This is a genomic window from Nostoc sp., from assembly GCF_035638895.1.
Lineage (GTDB): Bacteria > Cyanobacteriota > Cyanobacteriia > Cyanobacteriales > Nostocaceae > Nostoc.
This window is the reverse complement of sequence record NZ_DASQZC010000623.1, coordinates 1-12,517: the sequence shown is the minus strand read 5'-3', so window position 1 is coordinate 12,517 and position 12,517 is coordinate 1. Positions and strand designations below refer to the sequence as shown.

Here is a 12,517-nt window from a genome sequence, read left to right as displayed (position 1 = left end):
CGTACTCTGGATCGCTTGGAATGGCAACAAGTCCTCGTTTAGTTATGAATTATGAGTTATGAGTTTTTTATTCATAACTCTTAACTTTATTCCTAACTCCTCACTCTTCACTCCTGACTCTTCACTTTGTACTTCTATGGCTGTAACAGTTTTAGTTCCTACGACTCTTCAGAATTTGACTAATAATCAAGCTACTCTCGAATCTAGCGGTAGCACCATTGCTGAATTATTAGACTCTTTAGAACAAAGCTTTCCTGGGATTAAATCGCGGTTGTGCGATGAAGAAGGAAAGCTACGTCGGTTTGTAAATTTTTATGTCGATAGCGAAGATATCCGCTATTTAGATGGTATTAACACAGCACTGAAAGATGGTGATGAAGTAAGTATTGTCCCTGCTGTCGCCGGTGGTTAATACTATTTATCTCGTCTTTTATTTGGCTTGCTAGTTGGAAAAATCGTTTTAATGCAAGTTCTGGACGTAAAAATCCTTCTAGTTATTTTATTGAATTTAACATCTAATCAATCTGCCATAGCCTCTAGGCTATGGCAGATTAATTTTCTATTTTAGTATTCGGCTATACTAGGGGAGTTTTCTATCAGGTTTCAGAATATTTGCACACATCCTATGGGAAGATGCCCTATGAATAAATAATGAGTAAATTAATTCGGGATGTTGTTATGCACTGGATTTATAGAGAGGTTTGGTTCACCGCCAAATCTTATTTTTATATCTATTTAAAATGCGGCATGGTGTATAGGAAATTGACTATAGGGGATTGAAAAAGAAATTTCATTGGTTTTTGTGGTCAATTGGCTATAAGTATTTGTCAATACTTAAGTTCAATAATATTTATGTGCAAACGGAATTAAAAAAGAAAAGTACTCCGCAGAATGCCGATGGTAACTGAGTCACTATCTGGTGTGTGACCAGGCTCCATGATATGAATTATTCCTGGTGTAATGCTGATGTTATCTGTTAGCTGAAAACGATAAAATGCCTCAATTTGAGTGGTCGTACCTGGTTGTCCACCTGCACGTCCTAAACCAGTATTGATAAAATCAGGAATATTATTCCCTACAGGTAAGTTGCTACTGGTGATTTTAGGAGGTTGACCGACATAAATTCCCCCCAAATTTCCTTTAGCAAATAAATCAGGAAAATTCATAAACACCATATAATTTGTCGTCTCTACATTTCCCGATTGCCCAGGAATATAAGATTTAGTATAACCACCCCATGCACCTGCGCTTATGCGGGGAGAAATTTGCCAAGTTACAGTCGCACCTACGGCGTTAGTTTGCAGTGGTGCTGATTTTCCGGTAGTGGTATTAACTGTAGTTAAGCATTCATCACCAACAAAGGTTAGCAAACAACCATCCGAAGAGTAATTGTTAACGTAATACAAACTTAAATCTAGAGTATCGGTTGGTGTCAGCAGCAATTGCACACCTGTAGTGGTGGTTCCATCAAATAAACCGCTACCTTTACCGGGATTTCCTGGTTGATAACTCGTATAAATTGCCTGCAAACTAGCGCGTTTAGCAAATTGCCAATCAATAGCTATACCACCATGACCGTATCCCATATTTAAAATTGGGTTTCTTTGGGCAAAATAAGACAACGGTCCTGTTGCAGCACTTTCTACACGATTGGGGCCTCGGAAAGCAGCTGGCATACTTACGCCTTCTGTTCCCACCATTACTGCTAATTTATCTGTCACCAGCCAATGAAAATTGAGGTCACTTACAATTAAGCTATCTGTAGGAAATTCGTAGCCAAGTAAAACATCATTCCGGGAAACACTATTGGTAAATCTAGGTGTAGTTTTTCCTTTACCATCTAAAAGACCTGTAAATAAATAACTACGGGGAGTGATTTGACTAGTTAAATATAGTTGCGCCAGGGATATGACATTAGTGTTTGTCCCTGCATCATCTGTTTCTTTTTGTCCATCTCTAGGATTTACATCACCACGATTGCTAGTCCGTCCTTGAACACCAACTATTAGTAGTCCACTGAGTTTGGTTGTTGTTGAGAATTGGTTGGCTTCGATTTCGGCGGTTTTAGCTTCTAAACTATCGACACGACCGCGCAAAGTTGCTAATTCAGGGGTAAATTCTGACTGCAATTTTTGTAATATTGCTAAATCTTCGCGGGTGACTAAATCGCTGGTGGCTGTAGTGATTAATTCGTTGACTCTATTTAAACAAGCATTCACTCCGGCGGCGAATTCATATCGAGTTAAGGCCCGATTACCGCGATAGCTGCTATCTGGATAGCCAGCTATACAACCATAACGTTCTACCAAAGACTGTAATGCTTGGAATGCCCAATCGTTGGGTTGTACATCCTTAAGTTGAGAAACCGATGTAACTTGCGCCATCGGATTTATTGGGGAGAGGGAAGAAGAATTTAAATCTATACTCTCCTGCGCCTGAGTAGTTTCTGTGTACTCTTGTGCTAGTGCTTTTTGTGCAACTCCATTTACTCCCGCAATTAGTAACCATGCGAGCATCCAGATTTTGCTATGACTGTGGGTTATAAGTATACCTTTCAACTTTTTACACTCTGCTCACATACTTAAGTGAAAAGTGTATTCGCAATCATCAAGCATTCACATGGGAAAATTTACGTATTTTGTCCCAAATTAGACTTAATCCTTCTGGGCAACTTCTGAAAGGACGAGTATAACAGGGTATTAGGCAATGGGGAGTGGGGAGTGGGGAGTAGGGAGTAAGGAAGCAGGGGAGAAGCTGCATTAAGTGTTTCCCTTCTGCTTATTGTGCCTCTTGTGTCTAATGCCCAAAAATGTCCACTGGATTGATTGAAAACTAATATGCCAAATCGCTCACGCAAGCTGACGCCAAAAACCTCTAAACAACATAAACCTCATGCAGGTATGGTGAAACGTATCGTTAAGAAACCCCAGAAAAAGCTAAAACGGGGAAGTTGGTTGTCGTCAATGCTAGCGATCGCAATTCTCTTAAGTAGTGCTAGTCTAATTATGGCTTTTGCCTGGATTAGTGTTCTCTTCATCTTCAATCCTGATCAGGTAAGCTGGCTAAATAAAATTTTACCTATATGGGCACAAATCCCCCTTGGTAAGCACGAACGCCCCCAAACTCTCAAACAAATTCAACTCGATTTGAGTAAAAAAAATCAAATATTTGGGGAAACTCTGCCTTTACATCAAAAGGTGGAAGATTCGTTTTTATTGCCAGTTTTTCAACAGCGTCCTAATTGTCAATCTGATTGTGAAGAACTCGTTGAACTCAGAGTTTATGAACGCTCAGAAGAGTTAGAGTTTAAATCTCAGTCAGAAAATTACTACTATCTAGCGACTCAATTACCTGTAACTGGGCCAGAAGAATCCTTTGTAATTTCTTCTTTGCTTGATGGGACATCAGAACTCCAAGATATTACCATTCCCCTACCTTTAACTGAAGTGCAACGCTTTGAAGGTGGGACACCATTACCAGGTGTTTGGTTTAATTTGCGGGGTCAACGCCAACAAGGAACTGATGCGATCGCCTACGGTCATGTCGTATACTACAATCCAGAACGCACAAACTTACTACAAATGTTGTCTTGGACAAGTCCCAATGGACAATTGCCCAAATGGCAGCAAGTAACTGGTGATAGTACCAAAGAGTTAATTGTTGATCAAACTATAGGTTTAGAACCGCACTTACAGGTTTACCAAGTCAAGCCTCTGAAGTTATTCCTCAAACCAATTCAATTAGAGGCGATTACCCTCAAATCATCAGCCCTCAAAGATTCTGCATACCAAAACGCTTTGTCAATTGCCCGTAGTGGACTGTGGACACCAGCTTTTGAATGGTTGAAATTCATTCAGAAACAGCGCAAAGGAGTATTGCCAGAGGCGGCACAAGCGCAAGTGGATTTGATTCGCTTGCACTCCCAACTTACTAAAACCCAAGCCGAGAAAATTTGGGGAAGTCCTAGTCAAGAAGTGCTGGCAGATTTGATTGATGGTCGTTGGGAGAAAGCTTTACAGGTGTTTGAAGCGTCGCCACATAATACCCAAGAAATTGTTACCCTACTCAAAGCTGATGAAAAACGGTTGTGGAATCGCACGGCGGCGGCGTTGCGGGTGAACCCAAATAGACCAGAGGTGCAAGCTTGGTTCGCCTTGATTTTAAAAGTTCAGCAAGGAGAAGAACATGCTAATTCTTGGTTAAAGGCGCAACCAAAAATTACAAAAGATAATCTTGCCTATATTCAAGATTTGTTAGCAAAACTCAATAATCAGGGTGCAAAGTCGCAAATATCCTCTACTCACCCTAGTCAAATTGTTGGTACAGTCCAACCAATCACTCAAGTTACTAAGACTGAATGGCTGCAACCAAATTCCTCAGCAGACTTGAAACTCACAGATAACCAATGGTATCAGGTGGAGGTAAGTGCATTTTATGACGGGAAACGCTGGCTAAATTCACCTTTTGAGAATTTCAACCCACCCAAAACTGACGCCGCCAAATTTTTCTGGAAAACTTTGGGAATCACTTCTGACCCAGAAATTCAAATTGTGGTCTGGTTGCCAAATGGAGAACAAAAAATTACTATAGCCGCTATCAAAGCGGTGCAACTACGGGGTAAAGTTTTGCGCCTATTAGCTGCTGGCCCAAAAATCCCAGAGAATCAAAACGATGTTCTCCAACCCAAACCTTTAGCCTTGACAAATGCAGCACTGGAATGGGTACAACCATCTCCCATCACTCTACAACAACTGCATCAACAAAATCCCCAGGGGGTGAAGGTAATTTTATCGAGTGTGTGGAAATCTTTACAGCAATCTGATGAAGTTCCGGGTGGTGCTATTCCTAGTTTTGAGCAGATGCAGGAAAAGTTAGGTGATTGGCCGGTTCAAGTGATTGATTTAACAAATAATGCTCAACCAGAAATAATACTGACTATTTCAGCAGGCGCAATAGCATCTTTGAATCAGCCTACACCTGAAAGTCAGGGGGAAAACCCAGAGCAACGGCGTGACCGGACTATAATTTTGTCTGATAGCAATGAAGTTATTTACACTGATTTTACAAGAAATGACTTACAAAGACTGTCTGCCTTCGCCAAGCTTTCAGGGGTGCAATCCTTAGCTTTATTAGTAGAAAATGCTCATAACTACAGTTTGAGGCGCTGGTCAGAGAAAAATCAGCGCTTTGAATAGCACTCCCCTTACTCAAACTTCCCCCTCACTTAAATTTAGATTAGAGAGGGGAAAAGCGTAGGCCTAGCCCGTCGTAGACATCGCTATCTCCAAAATTGAATTATTCCTTTTGGTTGCATTCGCCTAGACGTTGCTGCTTCAGGTTTTCTAACTGCTGTAACAGAGAGTCTACCTCTGCTTGTAAATGCATCAACTTAGCTTGCTGATCGTCTTGATAATAAGACTTGGTTAACTTACTGACCCAGTTAGCGTGGGACTCGCGATCGGAAACACTAGGTAAACAAGTAGGCATCGCTAATTAAATCCAAAACTTAACTCACACCATTAGCAATATTATAATATTGCTTTTTTAAGCTTTATTAAAATATTGTATACTTTCAATTAATTACTCTAATGGATTTCAGGTTCAATCATAAGAGACAGCGATCGTAATGGCTGTGTTCCTAAAAAAACATTACCCGAAGTGTGCAAAGCTTCCCTCCACTCAGTGGTACTTAGCAATACTTAATTGATAGCCTGCCAATTCTAGTTGTATTAATTATTCTCGCTGTTATTGAGTAATTTACCTAAAAATTTTCCTATATATAGCAATCCAATTTGATTTCTGAATCACTCGTAAAGGTAAGGGACTGGGGATTGGGGACTGGGGACTGGGAAGAAGGAATAAAGGTGTACTGAGTTTTGTTCAAAAATCAAATATGAGTCCTATATTAAATTACACCAGATTAGTAAAAATGTAGGGGGAAAGCACTGGCGTTCGTCTAGAGCCTTTGTAGCACTTTGTAAAAGCAAGCTACGCGCAACGTCTTTGTCAGGAGAAAAATGAAACTACCGCAAAAAAAAGGCAGGTTACTGCGTATTTAAAGTTAAAAAATGGAGATATTAAAGTGGTAAAATACACATAAAAGCATTCGCAGAGCGCCCAGCATAAAAGTGGCTTTTTGCAAAGTGAGAATAAGTGTTTCAGAGGGTTATTACGTAAGTTACACAGATTTGTCTATCATTTTTCGCTCCGTCAGCACCCCCAGTTCGCCGTGGCGGTTATGATAAACTGACAGTCGAAATAAATAAAAATGGCAAAATCAAACGCCTGCACCACAAAAAATAATATTCTTAAATAATATTCTTTTGGAATTAGGGGACTCTTAACTAGAAACTGGTAAAGAAAAATCCGTTTTCTTCCTCTTCCCGATTCTGTTCTTCCCTATGCCACCCTTTCTAAATATCCAATCCTTTACATTAAGAAATTTTAAATCCCGTGACTTTGAGCCTGTCTGTTGCTAAATCTCATCGCCAACCCTGGCCCGGACTGATAGAAGCCTATCGCGAATACTTGCCTGTCAGCGAAAAAACACCGATTGTCACTCTGTTAGAGGGTAACACACCCTTAATACCAGCGCCTGCGATCGCAGAACGCATTGGCAGACAAGTGCGGGTTTTTGTAAAATACGACGGTCTTAATCCCACCGGTAGCTTCAAAGACCGGGGGATGACTATGGCAATTTCCAAAGCTAAGGAAGCTGGCGCAAAAGCAGTAATTTGTGCTAGCACGGGTAACACCTCAGCCGCCGCCGCCGCTTATGCAAGGCGTGGGGGCATGAATGCCTTTGTGCTGATTCCCGACGGTTATGTGGCACTGGGCAAATTAGCCCAAGCTTTACTCTACGGTGCAGAAGTATTGGCAATTAAAGGGAATTTTGACCAAGCCTTAGAAATTGTCCGCGAGATGGCTGAAAGCTATCCGGTGACTTTGGTAAATTCCGTCAATCCCTACCGCCTAGAAGGGCAGAAAACAGCAGCCTTTGAAGTTGTCGATGCGCTGGGTGATGCGCCAGACTGGTTGTGTATCCCCGTGGGTAATGCGGGAAATATCACAGCATATTGGATGGGCTTTTGTCAATATCATCAAGATGGGAAGTGCGATCGCTTACCCCGAATGATGGGATTCCAAGCCGCAGGTGCAGCCCCCTTAGTGACCGGTCAGCCAGTAGCAAATCCCGAAACCTTAGCGACAGCAATTCGGATTGGTAACCCTGCTAGTTGGGAATTAGCGATCGCAGCCCAAACCGCAAGTCAGGGAAATTTCCACGCCGTTACCGATGCAGAAATTCTCGACGCTTATCGACTTTTGGCAGGATCAGAAGGTATCTTCTGCGAACCTGCTAGCGCCGCTTCTGTAGCCGGATTGTTGCAGGTGAAAGACCAAGTTCCTACAGGGGCGACAGTGGTTTGTGTCCTGACCGGTAATGGTCTAAAAGACCCAGATACAGCCATTAAACACAATCACAGTCAATTTAAACAGGGTATTGCAGCAAAATTGGGTGCAGTAGCCGAAGCAATGGGATTTTAAGCATGGAACTCAAAGCGATCGTAATAGCTAATTGAAAAATTGCGTAGGCAAGCCCTACCAAAGGTATCATGCCAGGATTTTTAAGTCTGGGGAGTGTCAAAATAATCCTAGATAATTTTTAAACAACTAGTTGATCATCTTGTAATGACCGAAACAGACTCATAATACAAGCCTTTAAATTTATTTATGGGGATTATTAATTTTGAATTTTGAATTCGGAGCGAAGCGACGTGACTCATTCTACTGATATTGCCACTTTAGCCCGGTGGATGGCAGCTGACTTTAGCAATCAAGAACAAGCTTTTGAAAATCCGCCTTTTTATGCCCACATTCGCGTGTGTATCCGTCCCCTTCCGTTGGAATTCTTCTCAGGAGTAAGTTTGTTTCTCGAACAAGCTTATGATTTTATGCTCAATCAACCCTACCGGATGCGGGTAATGAAGTTGATTCCGGTAGAAAACCACATTGTTATTGAACACTACACGGTTAAAGAAGAACAAAAATTTTACGGAGCATCTCGTGATCCTGAACGTTTAAAAGGTTTATCCGTTGACCAATTGGAAAAAATGTCAGGTTGCAACATGGTCGTGGAGTGGACAGGTAACAGCTTTAAAGGCAGGGTTGAACCTGGGAAATGCTGCATTGTGGTTCGTGACGGCAAAAATACTTATCTGGATAACGAATTTGAGATTGACGCTAAAGAATTTTTCAGCCTCGATCGGGGAAGGGATTTAGATACTGATGAACGTCTCTGGGGTTCTATCGCCGGCCCATTTCACTTTGTCAGATGGGGTAGTTTTGCCGATGAAGTCAAGGTGTAAGAAATGAGGAGTGAGGAATTAAAACTCATAACTTATAACTTATTTACCCTGTAATCAGGACTCTCTAGCGATCGCATAAAGACTACCATCCTACTATCTCTACCTAAAAAACTTTAGATTTGGTTCATGATGTCCATCTAGCGATCGCCTAAAGACTACCAGAAACTCTAGTTAAGCCACTATCTCTACGTCAGAATCCTATGCTATCATGGGTTAACTAGCGCCCTATGGCTACTAAGATATCTTATAAATATTAAAGTAGTTGAAGGAATTGTGCTGTGGCGGCATAGCCAAGTGGTAAGGCAGAGGTCTGCAAAACCTCCACCCCCGGTTCAAATCCGGGTGCCGCCTTCAAAGAAATATAAGCATTACAGGGTTTGAAGCCCTTTTTTAATGGTAGTTGTAGGGCTTGTTTCCAGAGCCTTCCAATATTTTTGGGGTAATTTTGGGTAGTTTGGGTAAAGAACTGGGGTAAAACTGGGGTAAATATGTAAGGCAAAGGTTTTTACCCCCATATACATTTCTGGGGTAATGTGGAAGGATAAAGGTGTTTACCCCAGTTAAGTAACCTTATGGAATCTCAAAAATCTCAAAGTATTGCCCGTCGGGGTTCAGTATAGATAAAGAACTCTAACGGCAGTCTCCAATTAGTTTTTTCTCATCCTATTATTACTCCGACTGGAGAGCTAAAAACCAAACGTTTCTATCTTTCAACAAGGCACGAGGATACACTTTTTGGAAGACATCAAGCATCCGCTTTAGCAACAAAAATCCAGAGGGATATTGACTATGGAGAGTTTGATGCCAGTTTAGTTAAGTACAAACCAGCAGCGTCATTAAGTACCGTTACCCCAATTACCCCGATTCCTCCTTCGGCTAACCCCCAACCAGACTTAGCAGAATTATGGGGAAAAATACACTGAATTTAAAAAACCACAGATTAGTCCTTCTACTTACGCTGTTGACTATCGCAAATATCGCAATCACATTGCCAGTTTCCCAACTAAAACCTTGGATGATGCGATCGCAATTCGAGATTATCTCATTGCAAATCTCAGTGCTAATGCAGCTAAACGCACTTTGACAAACATAAATGCTTGCTGTGATTGGGCACTTAAGAGTCAGCTAATTAAATCAAATCCCTTCCAGGGTATGGCAAAAGACATTCAGATGCCGAAGTCAGAATCGGCAGAATATGAAATAAATCCCTTTACTAAGGAAGAACGGGATATCATAATTCAAGCATTTGAGGAGAGTAAACTCTACAGCTATTATGCTCCTTTAGTAAAATTATTATTTTTCACTGGGTGCAGACCATCAGAAGCGATCGCTCTACAATGGAAGCATATCAGTGATAAATACATTACCTTTGAGCAAGCAATTACCATCAGTACTAAAGGGTTAGCTCTGAAAGATGGATTAAAAACCCAAAGCCAAAGACGTTTTCCGATTAATAATCAGCAACGTGAAATTTTAGACTCTATCAAACCTGAGAACTGTAACCCGGATGATTTTATCTTTAGAAGCAAGAAAGGCGGTATAGTAAACTTTGGAGATTTTCTCAATCATGGCTGGAAAGGTTACAAAAATCATCGTGGTACACATATAGATGGAATCGTAACTCAACTTGTAAAACAGGGTGTAGTCACCGAATATCGCAAACCTTACCAATGCAGACACACTTTTATTACTCTTTGCCTGGAAGCTGATATTGATGCGAAGGATGTAGGAAGGTGGGTTGGTAACTCTCCAGAAATTATTTACAACCATTACGCAGGTAATAAACGTAACCTACAGGTGCCAGAATTATAAATTTGTTGAATTCAAAGACAGGCGATCGCCTACAAAGCAATTGTGTTAATCAGAAAATACGGTGATCATAAGTAGCTTTTGCATCGAATGCTGCTACTTATGATCACCTTGTCCATTAAGTCTTAGCATTTGTGTAAATAACACAAAGACGCGATCGCGCTTTATTCGGTGTCTGCCTTTATGCCGCTGCCCGAATCAACGAGAGCTGCACTTTGCTCAAGGGAGATGTCATTGGCACTAGGGGGGTTCGTCCCAAGCTGCTCATCAGGGTATACAACACTAAAGGAAAGGTGGCTAAGATACTAGAGAAATTCAAAACTACCTTGTATTAATTATCAACACTTGAATCAAAAAGAATAGATATACCCCTCTTCTGTCACTTTCCGGGTATTCTGAATAAAAGAATAAAAAAATAAAACCCTGAAAGGTAAGTAGGGCAATAGATGTAGAATTACAAGTCTTGAAACATTTGGCAAGAGATGCTCACGCAACAGTTGCTACCATAGATGAATATTGTGCAGAGTATAAAGACCTGTTTAAAGAAGTAAGAAATTATGAATGCTTCAAATATTTACATCTGAGAATAGCTTAAACTCAAAGCAATAGCAAGAGGGTGCAATACCATTTGATTTTCACTTTTTGGCACAGAAATACTTAATGTTTGCAAAAATAAATTAGCCTAACGTTTAAAACGAGTTAATCTTAGGACTAGTTGACAACAAGAAGTTTTGAAAGAGGTTGCCAGACGATAAGATTTGCGTATTATATCTAAGGCAGAGTATGGCACACGGAGTCGAAGTGGGCATAACACGGGGAGATATAGCCAGTAATAAGCCTTCTTTAAGTCATTCCACTTTGAGCAGGCTTCAAGATGTAAAAAATCTGAGATGTCTACAACTAACCCTCTACCTTGGTGCATCATAACATTACGTCCGTGGACATCATGAGGGTGGAGGGAGCAACGCCGAGCATAGTCAAGAGCTTTATCGATGTCTATTATTACCTGCTTGGGAATCGGTAAACCTAAGTGCATACAATCGTACAAAGTTGTTCCATAAAGCCGTTTCAAAATTAGAAAGCAATCTTTGGCGTACAAACACTCAGAAAATGCTGGATGAGAACCTAGACGACGGTAGACTTCTACTTCTTCTTCAAAGCCTGGTCGTCCTGGGGCATAAATTTTAACTACACACTCAGGGTAATCGGGATGATAAACTACTGCGGCATAATTTCCTTTGCCAAGCAGCCGCCAGGGTTGTGGAAGATAGCTGACATTAATGGGATTACGGGGATTGACACTCTCAATTTGTAATCTAGGCAGTAGTTGCTGATAAATGCTTTTGACCAGCTGTTCTGAGAGCAATTTGTCCATACCGGATAAGTTTCTGACACCAAAGAACAAGATAAACTATTTCATTCATCTCAATTATTACAGCAACAGTTGGAATCAAGCCTAATTTTAAAATGGCAATTCCTGCTATGATCCCCAGAAATAAAAGTGTGAGCGCTCACATCTGAAATGGCTAAATTTTAGCTGACTTTCTTTTCGGCAAACAGTGACAATTGTCCCGGAGAAATATTCCCGCGTCCAAATCGATGGTAGTAAAGGTGACAGCCACTGCACAGGCAAGCCAAGTTCTCCAGGCGATTGTCACCAGGGTCACAATTCCAGTGATGTACCTGAAGTGTATGAGCTTGATGCTGGGATTTTGTCCAATCAGGTGGTTTTTCCCGAGGACGTAAGCAGACCTTACCATATTTATTACAACGCCAATCACACAAAGCTTTTAGCGCTGTCGCAATTTCTTTCCAATTGTCTGGATATACATCCTGACTCATGACGACGTGTTTTTACAATCTATAGTCACTTATCAATCAACAAAGCTTATCTTAAAATCGACTAAGTTAAAAGTATTCTTGCTACAAGAATCTTTCGTCGATGAACATAGATATTCTTCTAGCTTTCAGATATATAAGGTATTACACGTTACCATTCTGTAGCAGCCAAAACATTACAATAATAAGCGAAATGCTGATAATTTGGGACGAGTTCTTCAACTTGACGATTCTCTACTAAACTAGATGAGCTTACCCTGCATTTTTAGACAGACTATATGAGTTGATTTTAATTATCCAAAGAATTATAGGCAAGATTCAGTTGGGTGGCTGACTCTTCTAATAAGCGTTGTTCATGAGCATTTCTTGGTAACACCAGTTGGCGCTCAATACCTATTGAGCCAATGATACACGGAAGTCCAAAAACAACTTCAGTTCCAACTCCATAGTTAGAATCTGCTCTCACTGATACTGGAAATATCTGTTTTTCATCTCGCAAGATG

At 40.9% G+C, this 12,517-nt stretch carries 9 protein-coding genes, 1 tRNA gene and 2 pseudogenes; 7 read left to right on the top strand and 5 right to left on the bottom strand.

The features are described from left to right. The first annotated feature begins 136 nt into the window (after positions 1-136). Positions 137-412 carry a ubiquitin-like small modifier protein 1 gene (locus VE944_RS30335; RefSeq protein WP_109007243.1) on the top strand — a complete coding sequence of 92 codons (276 nt, stop codon included), beginning with the start codon at positions 137-139 and terminating at the stop codon, positions 410-412. Between the two features lie 454 nt (positions 413-866). Here VE944_RS30335 and VE944_RS30330 read toward each other — a convergent pair whose 3' ends face one another. Beyond that, positions 867-2,516, bottom strand: coding sequence for an iron uptake porin (locus VE944_RS30330; protein ID WP_324986327.1), 1,650 nt, complete (start codon positions 2,514-2,516; stop codon positions 867-869). A gap of 321 nt (positions 2,517-2,837) precedes the next feature. Here VE944_RS30330 and VE944_RS30325 point away from each other — a divergent pair, with 321 nt between their 5' ends. Beyond that, positions 2,838-5,195 carry a hypothetical protein gene (locus VE944_RS30325; RefSeq protein ID WP_324986325.1) on the top strand — a complete coding sequence of 786 codons (2,358 nt, stop codon included), beginning with the start codon at positions 2,838-2,840 and terminating at the stop codon, positions 5,193-5,195. 100 nt (positions 5,196-5,295) lie between these two features. Here VE944_RS30325 and VE944_RS30320 read toward each other — a convergent pair whose 3' ends face one another. After that, positions 5,296-5,487: a hypothetical protein gene (locus tag VE944_RS30320; RefSeq protein WP_324986322.1), complete on the bottom strand. Its 192-nt coding sequence runs from the start codon at positions 5,485-5,487 to the stop codon at positions 5,296-5,298. Positions 5,488-6,453: 966 nt separating this feature from the next. Here VE944_RS30320 and thrC point away from each other — a divergent pair. The 5 genes and pseudogenes from thrC to VE944_RS30295 form a co-directional block, all read left to right on the top strand. Then, complete coding sequence (gene thrC, locus VE944_RS30315) at positions 6,454-7,545, top strand: threonine synthase (protein WP_324986319.1); 1,092 nt, start codon at positions 6,454-6,456, stop codon at positions 7,543-7,545. A gap of 230 nt (positions 7,546-7,775) precedes the next feature. Then, positions 7,776-8,366 (top strand): chromophore lyase CpcT/CpeT, encoded by a 591-nt coding sequence (locus VE944_RS30310; protein ID WP_324986318.1) that lies wholly within the window; start codon positions 7,776-7,778, stop codon positions 8,364-8,366. A gap of 280 nt (positions 8,367-8,646) precedes the next feature. Beyond that, positions 8,647-8,717, top strand: a tRNA-Cys gene (locus tag VE944_RS30305). 660 nt (positions 8,718-9,377) lie between these two features. Next, a complete protein-coding gene (locus tag VE944_RS30300; protein ID WP_324986316.1) occupies positions 9,378-10,178 on the top strand; it encodes a tyrosine-type recombinase/integrase in 801 nt (266 codons plus the stop codon). 439 nt (positions 10,179-10,617) lie between these two features. Then, positions 10,618-10,764, top strand: a pseudogene (locus tag VE944_RS30295) (IS701 family transposase); the annotation flags it as partial. 93 nt (positions 10,765-10,857) lie between these two features. On the opposite strand, the gene VE944_RS30290 reads toward VE944_RS30295, so the two are convergent. The 3 genes and pseudogenes from VE944_RS30290 to VE944_RS30280 all read right to left on the bottom strand — a co-directional run. Continuing rightward, positions 10,858-11,550 carry a serine/threonine protein kinase gene (locus VE944_RS30290; protein WP_324986313.1) on the bottom strand — a complete coding sequence of 231 codons (693 nt, stop codon included), beginning with the start codon at positions 11,548-11,550 and terminating at the stop codon, positions 10,858-10,860. A gap of 158 nt (positions 11,551-11,708) precedes the next feature. Further along, positions 11,709-12,017, bottom strand: coding sequence for an HNH endonuclease (locus VE944_RS30285; protein WP_324986310.1), 309 nt, complete (start codon positions 12,015-12,017; stop codon positions 11,709-11,711). A 286-nt stretch (positions 12,018-12,303) separates the two neighbouring features. Further along, positions 12,304-12,517, bottom strand: a pseudogene (locus tag VE944_RS30280) (L-lactate dehydrogenase); the annotation flags it as partial.